Source organism: Hydrogenophaga sp. BPS33 (assembly GCF_009859475.1).
Classification (GTDB): domain Bacteria; phylum Pseudomonadota; class Gammaproteobacteria; order Burkholderiales; family Burkholderiaceae_C; genus Hydrogenophaga.
On record NZ_CP044549.1, the window covers coordinates 2,881,660 to 2,899,425 of the forward strand.

Consider the following 17,766-nt stretch of genomic DNA (forward strand, 5'->3'; position numbering starts at 1 on the left):
CGCGCTCGCGCTTCGGCGCGGTGAAAAACTGATTTTCAGTGCCTCTGGTGGGCCGCGCGCGGCGCCAGACGATGCCATCATCCCGCCATGGAATCCTTTGTCTACCAGAACCTGCCGGCACGCGTGGTCTTTGGCACCGGCGCGCTCGCCCAGCTCCCGCCCGAGATGGATGCGCTGGACGCCCGGCGCGCGCTGGTGCTCTGCACACCGGGTCAGCGCGCGCTGGCCGAGCGCGTGGCCGATCTCCTGGGCGCACGCGCTGCCGGCATCTTCGATCGGGCTGTGATGCATGTGCCGATCGAGACCGCTCGGGAAGCGCGAGAAGCGGCACGCCGCCTGGGCGCAGACTGCGCCGTGGCCATCGGAGGTGGCTCCACCACGGGCCTGGGCAAGGCCATTGCGCTCGACTCGGGTCTGCCCATCGTGGCCATTCCCACCACCTACGCCGGCTCCGAGATGACGCCCATTTACGGCCTGACCGAGGCCGGCCTGAAGAAAACCGGCAAGGACCCTCGCGTGCTGCCGCGCACGGTGATCTACGACCCCGAGCTGTCGTGGCGTCTGCCGGTGGCGCTGAGCGTGACCAGCGGCATCAACGCCATCGCGCACGCCGCCGAAGGGCTGTACGCGCCGGACCGCAACCCCATCACCGACCTGATGGCCGAGGAGGGCATTGCCGCCCTGGCCCGCGCGTTGCCACGCATCCGTGCACAGGCGCAGGACGCCCAGGCCCGCTCGGACGCGCTCTACGGTGCCTGGCTGTGCGGCACGGTGCTGGGCGCGGTGGGCATGGGTTTGCACCACAAGCTGTGCCACACCTTGGGCGGCAGCTTCAATCTGCCGCACGCCGAGACGCACACCACCGTGCTGCCGCATGCCCTGGCGTACAACGCGGCGGCAGCACCGCAGGCCATGGCCCGCATCGCACGCGCGCTCGGCGGGACGCATGCGGCCCAAGCGGTCTACGACCTGGCGAAGGAGCAGGGCGCGCCTGTGGCGCTCAAGGACATTGGCATGCGGGCGCAAGACCTGGACAAGGCCTGCGAGATCGCGATGGGCAACCAGTACCCCAATCCACGGCCGCTGGAGCGATCGGCGATACGCAGCCTGCTGCAGGATGCGTTCGAGGGCATCAGACCGATCAGACCTGCCTGACGCCGCACGCGAGATCCTTGCGCATCAAGGCGTTGGGGATGGTGACGCCCGCGCGCACCGGAAAGCGCTGTTCCACGGTCTCGAAGCCGAAGCGGGCGAAGAAGGGCTGCGCGGTCTTGCTCACGTCGGCCGTGAGTTCGGCCAGGCCCCGGTGCGCCGCTTCTTCGTGGATGCGCTCCATCAGCAGGCGGCCCACGCCACGGCGGGGAAAATCCGCCGACACGAAGAAGTGGTCGATATAGCCATGGGCCTGCACGTCGGCATAGCCCGCGATCACACCATCGATCTCGAGCACGAAGGGCCGCAGGTGGCGCATCTTGATGGCCCATGCCCCAGGGTCCTGGCGGGCCGGTGCCCACGCGAGGATCTGTTCGGGCGTGTAGTCGCGCGCGGCCACGCGGTGGATCGAGTCGTGGTGCAGGCGGTAGAGGGTGGCCTCGTCACCGATGCGAAACGGACGGATGTGCATGCGGGCGGTGCTCATTCAAGACGGAAGCGCCCGGTCCACTTGCGCTCGTAGTCCATCTTCTCGAAGTGCGCGGCCATGAAGTCGATGAAGGTGCGCACCTTGGCGCTGAGGTGTTTGCGGCTGGGGTAGGCGAGGTTGACGGTGAGTCGGGGCAGGTCCCAGTCGTCGAGCATGGGCACGAGGCGGCCGGCCACGATGTCGTCGTAGACGATGTAGCTGGGCTGGATCAGGATGCCCATGCCATCGAGCGCGGCCGCGCGCAGGATCTGGCCATCGTTGCTCTCCAGCAGGCCTTTGATGTGCACGGTCTGCTGCCCGTCGCCGCGCGTGAAGCGCAGTTCGTTGGGGTTGTTGGCGTGGGTGTAGATCAGCAGCTTGTGCCGGTGCAGGTCGTTCACGTCACGCGGCACGCCGTGTCGCGAGAGGTAGGCCGGCGACGCCACCAGGATGCGCCGCGTGCCAGCCAGTCGGCGGATGGTGATGTTGGAGTCGGGCTCGACTTCGCGGTTGCGGATCGCCACGTCGATGTTGTTGTCGATGATGTCCAGGTAGCGGTTGGCCGCCTCGACGTGCACCGACACGTTGGGGTAGCGATCGGTGTACCCGCGCAGCAGCGGCGCGATGTGGTGCATGGAGAACGACAGCGAGGCCGTGATGCGCAGCACGCCACTGGGGTTGAGCGCCGCGGCGTTCACGGTGGACTCGGCGTCGCGCAGGTCGCTCAGGATCGTGCGCGAGCGCTGGAAGAATTCCTGGCCGGTTTCGGTGAGGTACAGGCGGCGCGTGTTGCGCTCCACCAGGCGCACGCCCAGGCGCGCCTCCAGCGCGGCGAGGTGGCGGCTCGCGCTCGCGTTGGACAGGTTGAGCAATTCGGCCGCGCGGCTCAGGCTACCGGTCTCGGCCACTTGCACGAACAGTTCGATCTCGGTCCAGCGGTCCATTGGTCCCAGGCCTTAGTTGCGTCTGATGGAAAAGTCATTTTTGCCTCAGGTCTTTTTCAAGTACCCGCAGCGCCGTACATTGTGACGGCACTGATGGAGACAACGCTTGAGAAACCTCGACCAATACAACATCACCCAGGCGGTGCTCGCGCGCATGGCGAACACGCCTGACCCGCGCCTGAAGCAGATCATGACCAGCCTGGTGCAGCACCTGCACGCGTTTGCGCGCGAGGTGAAGCTGACCGAGGCGGAGTGGAAGGCGGGCATCGACTTCCTCACCGCCACCGGCCACATGTGCAGCGATCAACGCCAGGAATTCATCCTGCTGTCGGACACGCTGGGTCTGTCCATGCTCACCGTGGCGATGAACAACGACAAGCCCGCGGGCTGCACCGAGGCCACGGTGTTCGGCCCCTTCCATGTGGCGGGGGCGCCGCATGTCGAGCACGGTGCGGACGTGGCCAACGGCGCAGCCGGTACACCCTGTGTGGTGCGCGGCAGCGTGCGCGGGCTCGATGGCGAACCGGTGGCGGGCGCCGTCATCGACGTGTGGCAGGCCGATGCCGACGGCCTGTACGACGTGCAGCGCCAGGACCTGCCCGAGGCCCAGGGCCGCGGCGTGCTGCACAGCGGCGCCGATGGGCGTTTCCACTTCCGCAGCGTGGTGGCCGAGCCGTATCCGATTCCCGAGGACGGCCCCGTGGGCGACATGCTGCGCGCCACCGGCCGCCACCCATGGCGTCCCGCGCACCTGCACTTCATGATCCAGGCGCCGGGCTTCGAGACGCTGGTGACGCACGTCTTCCGCGAAGGCGGCGAGTACCTCGATTCGGACGCCGTGTTCGGCGTGCGCCAGTCGCTGGTGGCCGATTGGGTGCAACAGCCCGATGGCACCTGCACGCTGGACTTCGACTTCGTGCTCAACCGGGTCCAGCCCGCTGCCACGCGCGCCGCATGATCAAGCACATCGTGATGTGGGACGTGCAGGGCGCGACCGCCGAGGACCGTGCGCGCAACGGGCAACGGGTGAAACAGGCGTTTGAAGGCTTGCGCCGCCAGATCCCCGGGCTGCTGAGGCTGGAGATCGGGCTGGACGTGAGCGGTGCCGAGTACGCCTGCGATGCCGTGCTGTACAGCGAGTTCGAGTCGCGCGAAGCGCTCGACGCCTACGCACACCACCCGGCGCACACGCAGGTGCGCCACGAACTGGAAGGCTTGCGCACCGCGCGGCACCAGGTCGATTTCGAATCCCATTCAACTTGATCACAACGACCCGAGGACACCAAGAAATGATCGAACAACAACTGAAAGACGAGCTGCTGATCCGCCAGATGGTGGAGCGCTGGGCCGTGTGGCGCGATGCGGGCGACTGGGAACGCTTTGCCACCGTGTGGCATCCGCAGGGCGTGATGATGGCCACCTGGTTCCAGGGCCCGTTCGCCGAGTTCATCCGCGTGACCCAAGAAGGTTGGGCCAAGGGCGTGAGCATCCTGCACTTTCTGGGTGGCACCGCCGTGGAGGTCGCGGGCGACCGTGCCATCGCGCAGACCAAGATGACCATCTCGCAGCGCGGCATGGTCGAGGGCGAGAACGGCCCGGTGCTGTGCGACGTGGTCTGCACCGGCCGCTTCTACGACTTCGTGGTGCGCGAAGCCGGTGAATGGAAACTGCTGCACCGCCAGCCCATCTACGAGAAGGACCGCATCGACCCGGTCGACTCCACCGCCGTGCTCGCGCTGGACCAGCAGGCCCTGGCGAAGATGCCCGAGGGTTACCGCCATCTGGCCTACATCCAGACCCGCATCGGCTACACGGTGAAGATGGACATGCCCATGCTCAAGGGGCCAGAGGTGGACGCGCTGTACCGCCGAGGCGCCCGCTGGCTGGCCGGCGGCGCGCTGGAGCGCTGAGTTTCGGCGGCGGGCGCGGGCCGCTGTTCCTCCGCGCCATACAACCACTGGAGACAAGACATGAACGCATTCGATCCGACATGCGAAGGCCCCGCTTCGCCCGTTCGCCGCCAACTGCTGGGTGCCGTGCCGGCCGCCGCGCTGGCCGCGTTGGCCACGTCTGCCTGGGCGCAGGCGGATTTCCCCAACAGACCCATCCGCGTGATCGTGCCGCAGCCGCCCGGTGGCGGTTTCGACTTCGTGGGCCGCGCGCTCGCCGACCGCCTGGCCCAGCCCCTGGGCCAGGCCGTGGTGGTGGAGAACCGCACCGGCTCGGGCACCGTGGTCGGCACCGACGCCGCGGCCAAGGCTGCGCCCGACGGCTACACGCTGCTCACCGGCTCGGTGTCGAACATGGTCCTGAACATGGGGCTGTACAAGAACCTCTCGTACGACAGCCTCAAGGACTTCGAGCCCGTCGGCCTGGCGGTGAGCTACAGCTACACGCTGCTGGGGCGCAACGGCCTGCCGTTCAACAACCTGGCCGAGCTGGTGGCCCATGCCAAGGCCCACCCGGGCAAGCTCACCTACGCCTCGGCCGGCAATGGCTCGGGACAGCACGTGCTGGCCGCCGCGCTGTGGAGCCTGGCGGGCGTGGACATCGTGCACGTGCCCTACCGCGGCGCGCAGCCGGCCTATGCCGATCTGCTGGGCGAGCGGGTGGATCTGTTCTTCGACCTCACGCCCACCACGCGGGCCCACGTCGATACCGGCAAGCTCAAGGCCATCGCGGTCTCCAGCGCCGCGCGCAACCCCATGCAGCCCAACGTGCAGACCATCAACGAGTCGGGCACGGTCAAGCTGGAGCTGGAATCGTGGTTCGGTTATTTCGCGCCCAGCAAGACGCCGCCCGAGGCGCTGCGGCGCCTGCGCGCCGAATTGGCGAAAATCATCGCCACACCCGAACTCCAGGAGACCTTCCGCAAGGCCGGTGGGTCGCCGATGAACATCAGCGTGGCCGATACCAAGACCATGCTGGCGCGCGATGTGCAACGTTGGACCGGCCTCATCCGAGCGGCCAACATCAGCCTGGATTGATTTTTCCCTTCACTTGTTTGCCCACATGACCATCGATTCGCAAGCCCTCGACCAGATCTTCCTCACGGCGCGTACCGCCAACACCTTCCTCGATAAACCCGTTTCGGACGCGTTGTTGCGGCAGGTGTACGACGTGGCCCGCATGGGCCCGACATCGATGAACACCCAGCCCGCGCGCTACGTGTTCCTGAAAACGCCCGAGGCCAGGGCGCGGCTGCTGCCCGCGCTCTCGCCGGGCAACCTGGACAAGACGCGCGCGGCACCGGTGACGGTGATCGTGTGCGCCGACAACCGCTTCTACGACTTCATGCCGCAGGTGTGGCACCGCGAAGGCGCCAAGGAAAACTTCGAGAGCAACCCGGCGATGTCCGAAGCCACGGCCACGCGCAACAGCACGCTGGGCGGCGCCTACTTCATCATCGCGGCGCGCGCCCTGGGACTGGATTGCGGCCCCATGAGCGGCGTGGACCTGGCCAAGGTCAATGCCGAGTTCTTCCCCGACGGGCGCTGGCGCGCGAACTTCCTCATCAACCTGGGCTACGGCGACAACAAGGTGTTCGAGCGCAACCGCCGCCTGGAATTCGAACAGGCCTGCCAGATCCTTTAAGCCAGGCCCCCGAGAGCAGCGGCGTTTCTCGGGCCGAGGGGCCCTTTGCGCAGGCCGGTAGAATCGCGTTTTTAACAGCGCTTGAAAATAGCCATGTCTGCCTGGGTCCTCCCGGATCACATTGCCGATGTCCTGCCTTCCGAGGCCCGGCACATCGAAGAACTTCGCAGGGTTTTGCTGGACACGGCTCGGGGCTATGGCTACGAGCTGGTCATGCCCCCGTTGCTGGAGCACCTTGAATCGTTGCTCACCGGCACCGGTGAAGCCCTCGATCTTCAAACCTTCAAACTCGTCGACCAGCTCTCCGGGCGCACGCTCGGCCTGCGCGCGGACAGCACGCCGCAGGTGGCGCGCATCGACGCGCACCTGCTCAACCGCCAGGGCGTGGCGCGCCTGAGCTATTGCGGTCCGGTGGTGCACACCCGTGTCGACGGCCCCTTGGCCAGCCGCGAGCCGCTGCAGTTCGGCGCTGAAATCTACGGCCATGCCAGCCAGGAAGCCGATCTCGAAATCATCGAGTTGGCCCAGGCCTGCCTGCGCGGTGCGGGCGTGAACCGCTTGCAACTGGACATGGCCGACGTGCGCGTGATCGACGCCGTGCTCGCACCCGTGTCGCTGTCCACCGCCCAGGAGACCCGCATCCACGCCGCGCTCAATGCAAAGGACGTGGCCGAACTCGAATCGCTCGCGCGCGACCTGCCCGAGGCCGTGCGGCGCGACCTGTGCGCCTTGCCGCGCCTCTTTGGCGACGTGTCGGTGCTGGACGAAGCCCAACGCACGCTGCAGCCGTCGCCCGCGCTGCACGCCGCGCTCGATGGGTTGCGGTGGCTCGCCGCGCATGTGCAAGGCGTGGACGTGTCGATCGACCTGGCCGATCTGCGCGGCTACGCCTACTACACCGGCATGCGCTTCGCGCTCTTCGCGCATGCGCCCGAGGGCAGTGCGGCACCCTCGATGGAGCTCGCGCGCGGCGGGCGCTACGACGAAGTGGGCGCCGTGTTCGGCCGCAACCGGCCCGCCGTGGGCTTCAGCCTCGACCTGAAGGACCTGGTGGCGATCGTGCCGCCGCGGCCCCTGGTCGCAGCCATCCGCGCGCCCTGGGGTATGGATGCCGGCCTGCGCGAGGCCATCGCCGGCTTGCGCGCCCAGGGCCACACCGTGGTCTGCGTGTTGCCCGGCCACGAACACCAGGTCGACGAATTCCAGTGCGACCGCGAACTGGTGCCCGACGCATCCCGTCGCGGTGCCTGGACAGTGCAATCTTTTCAAACGGATACCAGCAAATGACGAACAGCAAGAGCACCGCAACGCCGGGGCGCAACGTGGTAGTGGTCGGCACCCAGTGGGGCGACGAGGGCAAGGGCAAGCTGGTCGACTGGCTCACGGAAACCGCCACCGGCGTGGTGCGCTTCCAGGGCGGCCACAACGCGGGCCACACACTCGTCATCAACGGTGTGAAGACCGCGTTGCACCTCATTCCCAGCGGCATCATGCGCGCAGGCGTCAAGTGCTACATCGGCAATGGCGTGGTGCTCTCCGTGGGCAAGCTCTTCGAAGAAATCGCCGGCCTGGAGAAGGCCGGCGTCGAAGTGCGTTCGCGCCTGCGCGTGAGCGAAGGCTGTCCGCTGATCCTGCCGTTCCATGCCGCGATCGACATCGCGCGCGAGGCCGCGAAGGTGAAGGCCGGCGCGGAAAAAATCGGGACCACGGGTCGTGGCATCGGCCCGGCCTATGAAGACAAGATCGCCCGCCGTGCGCTGCGCGTGCAAGACCTGAAATACCCCGAACGCTTCGCCGCCAAGCTGCGCGAGCTGCTCGACCTGCACAACCACGTGCTCACCAGCTACCTCCACTCGGCCGACTTTGCCTGGGACGAGAAGCTCAGCGCCTACATGAAAGACGGCGCGATCCAGTTCGAACCGGTGTACGCCGAGGCCATGCAACAGGCCGAACTGCTCAAGCCCATGATCGCCGACGTCTCGCGCGAACTCAACGAAGCGCACAAGGCCGGCGCCAACCTGCTGTTCGAAGGCGCGCAAGGCACGCTGCTCGATATCGACCACGGCACCTACCCCTTCGTCACCTCCAGCAACTGCGTGGCCGGCAACGCCGCCGCCGGCGCGGGCGTGGGCCCGCAACTGCTGCACTACGTGCTCGGGATCACCAAGGCCTATTGCACCCGCGTGGGCGGTGGTCCGTTCCCCACCGAACTGGAATGGGAAAAGGAAGGCACACCGGGCTACCACATGGCCACCGTGGGTGCCGAGAAGGGCGTGACCACCGGTCGCAGCCGCCGCTGCGGCTGGTTCGACGCGGCCTTGCTCAAACGCTCGGCGCAGGTCAACGGCCTCTCGGGCCTGTGCATCACGAAGCTGGACGTGCTCGATGGCCTGAAGGAATTGCGGTTGTGCACCGGCTACGAGCTCGATGGCGAAACCATCGACATCCTGCCCATGAGCGCCGAAGACATCGCGCGCTGCAAACCGATCTACGAAACCCTGCCGGGCTGGAGCGAAACCTCGGTAGGCGTGACCCGTTACGAAGACCTGCCGAAGAACGCGCAGGCCTACCTTACGCGCATTGCCGAGACCACCGGCGTGCCGATCCACATCGTCTCCACCAGCCCGGACCGGGACCACACCATCCTGCTGCAACAGCCCTACCATGGGTGAAACCCCCCAGACCGGCGCGCAGCCGTTTGTGCAGAATCCCCACCGATAGATCGATCCCTCCCCCGGAGTCCGCATGCTGACCGAAGACGGCAAACACCTCTACGTCTCCTACGACGAATACCACAACCTGATCGAGAAGCTCGCGCTCAAGGTCTACCAGTCGGGCTGGGAGTTCGACACCATCCTGTGCCTGGCGCGCGGCGGCATGCGCCCCGGCGACATTCTTTCGCGCATCTTCGACAAGCCGCTGGCCATCATGTCCACCAGTTCCTACCGCGCCGCCGCCGGCACGCAGCAGGGCAACCTGGACATCGCGCGCTACATCACCACGCCCAAGGGCGAGATCGCGGGCAAGGTGTTGCTGGTCGACGATCTGGCCGACTCCGGCCACACGCTCAGGGCCGTGATCGAGATGCTCAAGAACAACTACAAGCCCATCACGGAGATGCGCAGCGCGGTCATCTGGACCAAGCAGTTGTCGACTTTCACCGCAGACTATTCGGTGGAATTCCTGCCCACCAATCCGTGGATCCACCAGCCTTTCGAGGGCTACGACAGCATGCGCCCCGCACAATTGCTGGAAAAGTGGAAACTTTAGAACCGACTGGCTGAATGAACCAAGACGACGACCTGAGCACCCGACTGATCCACCACCCCTACAAGCCCCCGCAGGGCTTCGAGGCGGTTGCTCCGGGTGTGCACAAGGCGTCCACGGTGCTGTTCCCCAACGTCGAGGCGCTGCGCACCTACGACTGGAAGAACAAGAGCGGCTACACCTACGGCCTGCACGGCACACCCACCACCTTCACGCTCGAGGAGCGCATCGCCACCCTCGAAGGTGGCGAGCATTGCATGCTCGCGCCCAGCGGCCTGGCGGTGATCACGTTGGTGGACATGGCCTTGCTGCGCCAGGGCGACGAAGTGCTGCTGCCCAACAACGCCTATGGCCCGGGCACGGTGTTCGCGCAGGTCGAGCTGGCCGCCTGGGGCATCACGCACCGCTTCTACGACGCCCAGGACCCGGCCGACCTGGCGCGCCAGATCGGCCCCGCCACCCGCCTGGTGTGGCTGGAGGCCGCGGGCTCGATCACGCTCGAATACCCCGACATCCCGGCTCTGGTGGCTTGCGTGCGCGAGGCCAATGCCCAGCGCAGCGGCGAGCGCACCATCGTCACCGCGCTGGACAACACCTGGGGCGCGGGCATCGCCTTCAATGCCTTCGAGCTGGGGGTGGACGTGTCGGTGCAGGCGCTCACCAAGTACCCCAGTGGCGGCGCCGACGTGCTCATGGGCTCGGTCGTCACGCGCGATCTCGCCTTGCACCGCAAGATCCTGCTCACCCGCATGCGCCTGGGTACGGGTGTGGGCGCGAACGACGCCGAACTGGTGTTGCGCGGCCTGCCCAGCATGGCGCTGCGCTACCACGCGCAAGACGCCGCCACCCGCGAACTCGCCACCTGGATGCAATCGCAACCCGGCGTGCTGCAGGTGCTGCACCCGGCCTTGCCCGGCTCGCCGGGGCACGAGGCCTGGAAGCGCGATGCCAGCGCCGCCGCCTGCCTGTTCAGTGTGGTGTTCGATGCGTCCGTGACACAGGCGCGCATCGATGCCTTCTGCAACCGCCTGCGCCTGTTCCGGCTGGGCTGGAGCTGGGCCGGCCCGATCAGCCTGTGCGCCACGTACGACCTGGCTTCGCTGCGTACCAGCGGTGGCTGGCAAAACGCCGGGGGTCTGGTACGCTTTGCCGTGGGTCTGGAGTCGGTGGACGGCTTGCGCGCCGACCTGGCGCAGGCTTTGGCCGCGCTGCACGACTGACCCGATTTCTTCACCTCCTGTTTGAAAGACTGATTTGGCCACTCCCAACTACGGATACGAAAAACGCCAGCGCGAGCTTGCCAAGAAGAAAAAGAAAGAGGAGAAGCTCAAAGCCAAGGCTGCTGGGCGCCAACACCCGAACGACGGCGATGCCGCGGGCGAGAATCCCGAGGGCGCGCCCCAGGAACCCGGCGGCTCACCCGACAGCGACGGCAGCGCCTCGAACTGAGCGCGCCGCCCGTGCCCCGCGACCGCTCCTGGCCGTCGCGTTCACGCCATTGGCGGTGGCGTCTCACTGGCGATCAGCGTCTGCGCGGCGCTGGCCAGTGACAGGGGCGAGCGGTCGCGCAGCGCCAGCGGCGCGGCCTGCGCAAATCGCACGAAGTTGCGCCCGATCGATTGGGCGTACGTCGGGTCGTAGTGGCCCTTGAGCAATTCCAGCACCACCTCGGGTGTGCGGCCTTGTCGGACCTTCTCGCTCCACGCCGCCACCACCGCTTTGCCCTTGAGTTCGGTCAACGCGGTCAGCCGCTCGCAGAAGGCGATCGGGTTCTGCACAAAAAAATCGTAGTCTTCCAGCAGCAGCGCCACGCGCTCGGCGTCGTCCAGTTGCAAGTCGATGCAGGGACTGGCCCGCATGGCGTCCATCAGCGCTTCGGGCACGCGCAGATTGCCGACCTTGCGGCTTTCGCTTTCCACGTACACCACACGCGCCGGATCGAAGCCCCGCAGTGCATCCCACACCAGGGATTCGAAACGTTTCTGCCCAGGCTGCGGCAGGCCGGGAATCTGGCCCAGCACCGAGCTGCGGTGGTTGGCCAGCGCCTCCAGGTCGAGCACTTGCGCGCCCTGGTCGGCCAGCGCATGCAGCAGGCGGGTCTTGCCGCTGCCGGTGGGGCCGCAGACCACGCGGTAAGAGAGCCGCTGGGCCAGGGCCGGCAGTGCCATCACCAGGGCCGCGCGCCAGGCCTTGTAGCCCCCTTCGATGAGCGTCACCCGAAAGCCGATGGCGCCCAGGATGGTGGCCAGCGCCCCGCTGCGCTGGCCGCCGCGCCAGCAGTAGACCAGCGGTTGCCAGCCCTTGGGTTTGTCGAGCACCTCGCGCTCCACGTGGGCCGCGATGTTGCGTGCCGCGATCGCCGCCCCACGCTTGCGCGCCTCGAACGGGTTGACCTGCTTGTACAGCGTGCCGATCTCGATGCGCTCCTGGTTGTTCAAAGTGGGCCAGTTCAGCGCGCCCGGCACGTGGTCGAGCGTGTGCTCGGCCTCGGAGCGGGCATCGATGATGGTGTCGAAGTCGGCGAGACGGGCGAGCGCCTCGGTGGCGCTCAGGGTGTGGACGGGCATGCGCCGATTATCCGGCGCGCTGTCCCGCCAATAGCTTGCGCAATTCGGGCCAGACGTTGTCGCGCATGGTGGCCTGCGCGGCCTCGTTGGGGTGGATGCGGTCGGCCTGGAACAACGCGGTCGGGTCCTTCGTGTCTGCCACGCCCTTGAGGAAGAAGGGCACCAGCGCCGTCTTCTCGGCCTTGGCCACGGTCGTGAACACCTCGCGGAATTCCTGGCCGTACTTCGCGCCGTAGTTGGGCGGCATTTCCATGCCCACCAGCAGCACCTTGGCGCCGGTCTCGCGCGAGAGGCGGGCCATGGTGGCCAGGTTCTCGCGCGTCATGTTCAGCGGCAGGCCGCGCAGCGCGTCGTTGCCGCCGAGTTCGATCACCACCAACGCGGGCTTGTGCTGGCGCAGAAGCGCCGGCAGGCGCGAGCGGCCGCCTGAGGTGGTGTCGCCGCTGATGCTGGCGTTGACCACGCGGGCCCGAACTTTTTCCTGTTGCAGTCGCTCTGTCAGCAAGGCCACCCAGCCGGTGCCGCGTTTCAGCCCGTATTCGGCGCTGAGCGAATCGCCCACCACAAGGACGAGCGGATCGGCAGCGGAGGTGTTCTGCGCATGGGTGAAGCCTGAAGACCCGGCCGCGGCCAGTGCGCACAGCGCGGTGGCCAGCGCGTTAAAGTGACGGCGTTTCAACTTGAGAAGTCCTTTCCATGTCCGATGTGATGATCGCGGTCCAGCACGTGTTCAAGTCCGTGACCGACTCCACCGGTTCCCTGACGATTCTGCGCGATATCGATTTCACCTTGCACAAGGGCGAGACGGCCGCCATCGTGGGCGCGTCCGGCTCGGGCAAGAGCACGCTGCTGTCGATCGTTGCGGGTTTGGATACGCCCAGCAGCGGCACAGTTCACATCGATGGGGCCGATTTGTTCGCCATGGACGAGGACCAGCGCGCCGCGCTGCGCGCACAGAAGGTGGGCTTCGTGTTCCAGAGCTTCCAACTGCTGGGCAACCTCACGGCGCTGGAGAACGTGATGCTGCCGTTGGAGTTGGCCGGTCGGCGCGATGCGCGCGCCACCGCCACGCAGATGTTGCAGCGCGTAGGTCTGGGCGAGCGGCTGACCAGCTACCCCAAGGTGCTCTCGGGCGGCGAGCAGCAGCGCGTGGCGCTGGCGCGCGCCTTCGTGGTGCAGCCGGCCGTGCTGCTGGCCGACGAACCCACTGGCAGCCTCGATTTCGCCACCGGCGCCAAGATCATGGAGCTGATGTTTGAGCTGAACCGCGAGCAAGGCACCACGCTGGTCCTGGTGACGCACGACCGCGGCATCGCCGAGCGCTGCGAACGGCGCATCACGATCGAGGCCGGGCAGGTGGCGGCGATCGCCGAGGCCACGCCGGTCTAACGCAGGCGCTGCCACAGCGCGGCCACGTCGCCGTCGACAGCCGCAGCGTGTTCCTGCGTGGCGAGGGATTCGACCAGGCGCTTGACCAGCTCCGCCTTGGGCAGCACCGACCCGAAGAACAGCACCCGATCGCCCCGGCCCACGAGCAGCGTGGGCAAGGTCTCGACATCCAGGTCACCCAGCAGATCGGCTTCGTCCTCGATGTCGAGCCAGCGCCAGCGCACCTGCGGGTGCGCCCGTGCAAGCGCATCGATCACTGGCCGCCAGTCGCGGCAGGTGCCGCACCACTCGGCGCACAGGCAGACGACTTGCATCTCAGTTGTCACCAGTTGTCGTCCCCGAGGTACTGATCGGTCCAAGGGCCGGCGAGCTCGTCTGGCTCTTCGCGCTCCAGGGCGTCGGCATCGTGCGATTCCGTTGCGGCGTTTGTCGTTGGGGTTCCCGCGTTGGTGTTGGTGTTGGTGTTGGTGTTGCTCGAGGGTATGGTCAGCTCATTCCCCTGGCACATCGGCCCGATTGAGAAGGTGCTACTCAGCAATTGCGCGCAGGTGTAGCTGGTGGGGGTGTAAGCGTTTGGAAACCCCTGAAACTGGCCCGGCCGCGAAAAAGGAGCGCTGGGTACCGCGTTCATCGGCATGCGGGGTCCAGCGTCAGATGCGATACCCAGAAGCGAAGCGACAGAGATACCAAGTGTTTTACTTCTCGTTGCGGCGCTACTGCTGTTGCTTGTAGCGATTGGCGGTGGAGGCTGTCGAACCCACTGGGGCGCTGGCACAGCAGAAAAGTTGCCGCTGACCAGTTCCCTCGAGGTGTAGCTGGCGCGGATGTGGGCACTTGGATGTTGCTGGCGTTGGTGTACGTGCAAGAACGACTGCTGGGGCGACGGGTGGGGAGGCATGTTGGTTGGCATGACAACTTCGGAGCCCGATGTCATGCCAAGCAGCGAGGCCACAGATACCCCGTCTAACAACATCGGCGATCCGAAATGACCATTGAGGAAAGTTGCGGGGATGCTGGTAGGTTCTATGTCGTCCGAAGTTCTGGCTTTCTTGTTGGCGTGCTCATGGTCTGCGCCATCGCGTTTGCGTTTGACGTCCTTTTCGTTTTGAAAGGAACGGGTTTCGAACGGATGCAGGCTGTGTGCTGGCCCCCGATGCCGATGTGCATTGCCTTCCAGTGTGATCAAGGCAGCTTGCAAAGTCGAGATCAGCGATCCAGGTTGGGATTTCGCGTGTCTTAATTTTTGTGCCAAAGGCAAAGCGCAATACTCAGGCAGGAGCGCTCCCTTGAGGCTGGAGACGATTGCCGCGCATTCCTTTTGATCCGATTGCGCCGCGTCATGCGCATCACGCAGAACCGCAAAAAGGCGCTGAATTTCTTCATCAATGTCCGAACTCAGCTCGGCAATGCTTCCGTCGCTCATGTTGCTCCAGGGGATTTGCAGCCAACTCAGATAGACCAGAACGGCCTGCAGAGTCCGTGCTCGCCGATCGGGTGTGAGCAGAGCCGCTTGATGTGATGCAACGACTTCGCTTTTTGACTTCTTTAAGGGTATGCAGCGCAGGAGCCGTATCAAGGGCAACGGGTAGCGTCCCTCGCCAAAGTATTGGCAGCCCGCCTTCATGTGCGCCATCACAACGGGGTCGTCGTGTGAAGACATCGCGTTGACGAGCATCTGGGCGGATGGCGAAACGGATGCCCGCATCGATTTGCCGTGGTCATCTTTCTGCAGGAGCAGGAATTCTTCGATTTCCTTGCTCAATGCACGGATACGCTCGTTCAACCGATCCCAGCGACAGTCCGTCAAGGCCTTCTGGATGTCGTCGGCCGCCGTGTTCACAAGCGTGTATGACTGGTTTTTCATTTCCTCCGCTGCCGCGACAATCGACAGTTGCAAATGGAGGTGTGGCGGTGCGGGAAGGGGCGCCGGCTTTTCACTGGGTGCAGGACGCTGAGCGGTCCAATGCCACTGAAGTCGGTATTGGCGTGGCCCGCCCAGGGGGTTTTTCTTGTTCACAATCGTTCCGGGCGGAACAATGTCGCGCAGTTTATCTATCACTTGGTATGTGCAAGCGATGGAGAACCTGCACGCGTTGGCCAGTTCTTGCGCAGACAAGCCGGTATTTCCTGCTTCATGAAGTTTTTGCAGAACATGGAATTGCCGCTCTGTCAGCGGTTTTTCAATACCTTCGATCCACAAGGCCCGGGGGCTCTCCTGAAGAAGGTACTGTCCGGCGGGGTCCAGCGCGATTCTGTTTGCTGTGACAACAGGTTCTTGGCTTTCTGCCATGGGTATGCCGATCTGGGGCTCATTCATGACCCAGGACCTCACCCCCGTTTGTTCGTCTTTTTTGTAACTGATGTTGAACCGCTTGGGTAACTGGCCCATGCATGTGCTGAGATACGCGTCGCTGCGAATGTCAGTAACCTGCATGAGTTCTGCGCAGGTGAACCATGTGCCCTTGTGCTCGTCCAGATAGGTCGCGAGCTCGACGTGCCGTCTCCCCAGGCCCTTGAGTTTCCGTCCCTCGGGACTAGAGATCTCTGCACGCTGCAGTTTGTAGCCGGCGATGACGCGGGTCTGAGCGTTGTGGAGCACCGGGGCGACGCCATGGACGGGCACCGTCTGATCAGAGATAGCTCTGGAAGAGAGCTGCGGCACGCTGTTTTGCGTGGTCGCTGGCGCATGTTGATGCACGTAGGGTGGCCACGGGGGGAGTGCCTGAACGCTTTCTGAGCCCTGTTGGATGGGCTGGTGGACCGGCGCGTTTGGCCGAGGTGCGTGGGGGTCAGCGCGGTGCATTTTGATTCCTCAACGAAGTGGGCTGCCGCTTTGGTCTAGATGGGTGCCGCGACGGTGGGTAACGCGCGCGCCGCCATGGTTCTAACGGCGGCGGCAAGTCGGGCTTCGCAGAGAAGCACCGGTCGGTACGTTGCCGCCGAGCCAAACACCGCCTACACCGGGTACACCACGCAGTTCGGTACCACCACCGGATCGAAGATGCAGTCGCGCGACTTCAGAGCAGGCTATCGCCGTGCTGTTCGCGCCGTTGTGGCAGGGCACGCGAAGATGCGCTGGTCGGTCTAGATCAATCGGGAATCTCCAACGGGTTGTCAGGCCAGCGCAGGTCGGCGAAGCGTGAACCGCAACGCATGAAACGACGCCATCCAGAGGCACCAAGGGACGGCTTGTATGGTTGAGGTGTTGGGGTGGAGGGCCTGGAAGTACGGCTATCGGCTTGGACCGACTGGCGGAGATTGCCCCCACCCCGCCTTTCAGCGTCGATAAGGAACTGAGCGGCACCCAGTAGCGCCGATCTTGAAGCAAGCTAACGCGGCTGGCGGGAATTTCCACCCCAACACTTGCCATTCTTTCTCGCAGGAGGTTGCCATGCAAGAAGTCCATGTGTTCATCGGGGTAGATGTGGCCAAGGCCGAACTCGTCGTCGCCACGGCCTCCCAACCAGGATGCCGCAGCATCGCCAACGAGGTCGGCGCCATCAGCGCCTGGCTGCGTGAGCTACCAGACAACACCCTTGTGGCCATGGAGTCCACCGGGCGCTACCACCAACTGCTCGCCACCCTGGCACACGCAGCGGGTCTGCAGGTGTTCGTGCTCAACGCCCGCGATGTGTTCTTCTACGCCCGCGCCCTGGGCGCTCGGGCCAAGACCGATCGGCTCGATGCCCATGTGATCGCCCGTTACCTTCTTGAACATCATGAGCACCTGCACCCCTGGCAGGCTTGCTGCCCCGCGCTCGCTCAGGTCAACACCCTGCTCGCGCAGCGTTGGACGGTAGTGACCAAACGCACCGCGCTGCACCAGTCGCTACAGGGCTGTGATGCAGCCATCGCTGCCGAGCTAGGGGCCCTGGATGCGGCCTTCGCCACGCTGCTCAAGGCCATGGATGCGCGCATCGCAGCACTGTTCGCAAAGGATGCCCGCTTGGCAGAGCAACGGGCTCTACTGCAAAGCATCGTGGGCGTGGGCGCGCAAAGCAGTGCATTGCTGGCCAGCGTGCTGGCCCAGCTGGACTTTGCCAGCGCCGATGCCTTGGTGGCCTACAGTGGGCTGGACCCGCGTGCCTGTGATTCGGGCCGCAGCCGAGGCCACCGAAGGCTCTCAAAACGCGGACAACCGGCTCTACGACGCCAGATGTACCTCGCCGCCATGTCGGCCTGCCACACCAAGACATTTGAAGCCACTTACAAGGCTTTGCGCCAGCGCGGCCTGAAGACCACCGAAGCCCTCGTTGTACTGGCTCGCAAGCTCCTGCGTATCGCCTTTGCCGTCTGGCGCTCTGGCAAACCATTCGAGCCTCAGCGATATGCACCCAGCGCTTGACTTCTATCCATAGAACCTCCGCCGGCCCAAGGCGGGGCA

19 protein-coding genes are annotated in these 17,766 nt (G+C 65.5%); 13 read left to right on the forward strand and 6 right to left on the reverse strand.

What is annotated here, in order from left to right; translation table 11 throughout:
• The first annotated feature begins 87 nt into the window (after window positions 1-87).
• Entirely contained in the window at window positions 88-1,155 is a 1,068-nt protein-coding gene (locus tag F9K07_RS13400; RefSeq protein WP_159593846.1) for a maleylacetate reductase, read from the forward strand.
• On the opposite strand, the gene F9K07_RS13405 is transcribed toward F9K07_RS13400, so the two are convergent.
• Window positions 1,142-1,639 carry a GNAT family N-acetyltransferase gene (locus F9K07_RS13405; RefSeq protein WP_236581954.1) on the reverse strand — a complete coding sequence of 166 codons (498 nt, stop codon included), beginning with the start codon at window positions 1,637-1,639 and terminating at the stop codon, window positions 1,142-1,144. The two genes, F9K07_RS13400 and F9K07_RS13405, sit on opposite strands and share 14 nt — an antisense overlap.
• Window positions 1,636-2,565 carry a LysR family transcriptional regulator gene (locus tag F9K07_RS13410; RefSeq protein WP_159593848.1) on the reverse strand — a complete coding sequence of 310 codons (930 nt, stop codon included), beginning with the start codon at window positions 2,563-2,565 and terminating at the stop codon, window positions 1,636-1,638. Before F9K07_RS13410 ends, F9K07_RS13405 begins: the two co-directional genes overlap by 4 nt.
• Before the next feature lie 106 nt (window positions 2,566-2,671).
• Between F9K07_RS13410 and F9K07_RS13415 the strand changes: the two genes are divergently transcribed.
• From F9K07_RS13415 to F9K07_RS13460, 10 genes are all read left to right on the forward strand, one after another.
• Window positions 2,672-3,523, forward strand: coding sequence for an intradiol ring-cleavage dioxygenase (locus F9K07_RS13415; RefSeq protein ID WP_159593850.1), 852 nt, complete (start codon window positions 2,672-2,674; stop codon window positions 3,521-3,523).
• Window positions 3,520-3,828 carry a Dabb family protein gene (locus F9K07_RS13420; RefSeq protein WP_159593852.1) on the forward strand — a complete coding sequence of 103 codons (309 nt, stop codon included), beginning with the start codon at window positions 3,520-3,522 and terminating at the stop codon, window positions 3,826-3,828. The genes F9K07_RS13415 and F9K07_RS13420 overlap by 4 nt, the downstream gene beginning before the upstream one ends.
• A gap of 26 nt (window positions 3,829-3,854) precedes the next feature.
• Entirely contained in the window at window positions 3,855-4,475 is a 621-nt protein-coding gene (locus F9K07_RS13425; RefSeq protein ID WP_159593854.1) for a nuclear transport factor 2 family protein, read from the forward strand.
• Window positions 4,476-4,535: 60 nt separating this feature from the next.
• Window positions 4,536-5,552 (forward strand): Bug family tripartite tricarboxylate transporter substrate binding protein, encoded by a 1,017-nt coding sequence (locus F9K07_RS13430; RefSeq protein WP_159593856.1) that lies wholly within the window; start codon window positions 4,536-4,538, stop codon window positions 5,550-5,552.
• Window positions 5,553-5,577: 25 nt separating this feature from the next.
• On the forward strand, window positions 5,578-6,159 hold the full coding sequence (locus F9K07_RS13435; RefSeq protein ID WP_159593858.1) for a malonic semialdehyde reductase: 582 nt from the start codon (window positions 5,578-5,580) through the stop codon (window positions 6,157-6,159).
• Window positions 6,160-6,252: 93 nt separating this feature from the next.
• Complete coding sequence (locus F9K07_RS13440) at window positions 6,253-7,446, forward strand: ATP phosphoribosyltransferase regulatory subunit (RefSeq protein ID WP_159593860.1); 1,194 nt, start codon at window positions 6,253-6,255, stop codon at window positions 7,444-7,446.
• Window positions 7,443-8,831, forward strand: coding sequence for an adenylosuccinate synthase (locus F9K07_RS13445; protein WP_159593862.1), 1,389 nt, complete (start codon window positions 7,443-7,445; stop codon window positions 8,829-8,831). The genes F9K07_RS13440 and F9K07_RS13445 overlap by 4 nt, the downstream gene beginning before the upstream one ends.
• Window positions 8,832-8,904: 73 nt before the next feature.
• Window positions 8,905-9,429: a phosphoribosyltransferase gene (locus F9K07_RS13450; protein WP_159593864.1), complete on the forward strand. Its 525-nt coding sequence runs from the start codon at window positions 8,905-8,907 to the stop codon at window positions 9,427-9,429.
• Window positions 9,430-9,443: 14 nt separating this feature from the next.
• Window positions 9,444-10,646 (forward strand): PLP-dependent transferase, encoded by a 1,203-nt coding sequence (locus F9K07_RS13455; protein ID WP_159593866.1) that lies wholly within the window; start codon window positions 9,444-9,446, stop codon window positions 10,644-10,646.
• A 34-nt stretch (window positions 10,647-10,680) separates the two neighbouring features.
• On the forward strand, window positions 10,681-10,875 hold the full coding sequence (locus tag F9K07_RS13460; RefSeq protein WP_159593868.1) for a hypothetical protein: 195 nt from the start codon (window positions 10,681-10,683) through the stop codon (window positions 10,873-10,875).
• A 41-nt stretch (window positions 10,876-10,916) separates the two neighbouring features.
• Here the strand turns inward: F9K07_RS13460 and mnmH are convergent, their stop codons facing one another.
• Together mnmH and F9K07_RS13470 are read right to left on the reverse strand one after the other, a co-directional pair.
• On the reverse strand, window positions 10,917-11,993 hold the full coding sequence (mnmH, locus tag F9K07_RS13465) for a tRNA 2-selenouridine(34) synthase MnmH (protein ID WP_159593870.1): 1,077 nt from the start codon (window positions 11,991-11,993) through the stop codon (window positions 10,917-10,919).
• Window positions 11,994-12,000: 7 nt separating this feature from the next.
• Window positions 12,001-12,672, reverse strand: coding sequence for an arylesterase (locus F9K07_RS13470; protein ID WP_159593872.1), 672 nt, complete (start codon window positions 12,670-12,672; stop codon window positions 12,001-12,003).
• 17 nt (window positions 12,673-12,689) lie between these two features.
• On the opposite strand from F9K07_RS13470, the gene F9K07_RS13475 reads away from it, so the two are divergent.
• Window positions 12,690-13,382, forward strand: coding sequence for an ABC transporter ATP-binding protein (locus F9K07_RS13475; protein ID WP_159593874.1), 693 nt, complete (start codon window positions 12,690-12,692; stop codon window positions 13,380-13,382).
• Here the strand turns inward: F9K07_RS13475 and F9K07_RS13480 are convergent.
• Both F9K07_RS13480 and F9K07_RS13485 read right to left on the reverse strand, forming a co-directional pair.
• Window positions 13,379-13,696 (reverse strand): thioredoxin family protein, encoded by a 318-nt coding sequence (locus F9K07_RS13480; RefSeq protein WP_159593876.1) that lies wholly within the window; start codon window positions 13,694-13,696, stop codon window positions 13,379-13,381. The genes F9K07_RS13475 and F9K07_RS13480 overlap by 4 nt on opposite strands.
• 8 nt (window positions 13,697-13,704) lie before the next feature.
• Window positions 13,705-16,080, reverse strand: coding sequence for a hypothetical protein (locus F9K07_RS13485; protein ID WP_159593878.1), 2,376 nt, complete (start codon window positions 16,078-16,080; stop codon window positions 13,705-13,707).
• Window positions 16,081-16,773: 693 nt separating this feature from the next.
• On the opposite strand from F9K07_RS13485, the gene F9K07_RS13490 reads away from it, so the two are divergent.
• A complete protein-coding gene (locus F9K07_RS13490; protein ID WP_159593437.1) occupies window positions 16,774-17,727 on the forward strand; it encodes an IS110 family transposase in 954 nt (317 codons plus the stop codon).
• The last annotated feature ends 39 nt before the right edge of the window (window positions 17,728-17,766 follow it).

Coding starts and splice junctions, on each gene's coding strand:
- F9K07_RS13400 (WP_159593846.1), top strand. CDS start 88: ATGGAATCCTTTGTCTACCAGAACCTGCCGGCACGCGTGGTCTTTGGC.
- F9K07_RS13405 (WP_236581954.1), bottom strand. CDS start 1,639: ATGAGCACCGCCCGCATGCACATCCGTCCGTTTCGCATCGGTGACGAG.
- F9K07_RS13410 (WP_159593848.1), bottom strand. CDS start 2,565: ATGGACCGCTGGACCGAGATCGAACTGTTCGTGCAAGTGGCCGAGACC.
- F9K07_RS13420 (WP_159593852.1), top strand. CDS start 3,520: ATGATCAAGCACATCGTGATGTGGGACGTGCAGGGCGCGACCGCCGAG.
- F9K07_RS13425 (WP_159593854.1), top strand. CDS start 3,855: ATGATCGAACAACAACTGAAAGACGAGCTGCTGATCCGCCAGATGGTG.
- F9K07_RS13430 (WP_159593856.1), top strand. CDS start 4,536: ATGAACGCATTCGATCCGACATGCGAAGGCCCCGCTTCGCCCGTTCGC.
- F9K07_RS13435 (WP_159593858.1), top strand. CDS start 5,578: ATGACCATCGATTCGCAAGCCCTCGACCAGATCTTCCTCACGGCGCGT.
- F9K07_RS13440 (WP_159593860.1), top strand. CDS start 6,253: ATGTCTGCCTGGGTCCTCCCGGATCACATTGCCGATGTCCTGCCTTCC.
- F9K07_RS13445 (WP_159593862.1), top strand. CDS start 7,443: ATGACGAACAGCAAGAGCACCGCAACGCCGGGGCGCAACGTGGTAGTG.
- F9K07_RS13450 (WP_159593864.1), top strand. CDS start 8,905: ATGCTGACCGAAGACGGCAAACACCTCTACGTCTCCTACGACGAATAC.
- F9K07_RS13455 (WP_159593866.1), top strand. CDS start 9,444: ATGAACCAAGACGACGACCTGAGCACCCGACTGATCCACCACCCCTAC.
- mnmH (WP_159593870.1), bottom strand. CDS start 11,993: ATGCCCGTCCACACCCTGAGCGCCACCGAGGCGCTCGCCCGTCTCGCC.
- F9K07_RS13475 (WP_159593874.1), top strand. CDS start 12,690: ATGTCCGATGTGATGATCGCGGTCCAGCACGTGTTCAAGTCCGTGACC.
- F9K07_RS13480 (WP_159593876.1), bottom strand. CDS start 13,696: ATGCAAGTCGTCTGCCTGTGCGCCGAGTGGTGCGGCACCTGCCGCGAC.
- F9K07_RS13490 (WP_159593437.1), top strand. CDS start 16,774: ATGCAAGAAGTCCATGTGTTCATCGGGGTAGATGTGGCCAAGGCCGAA.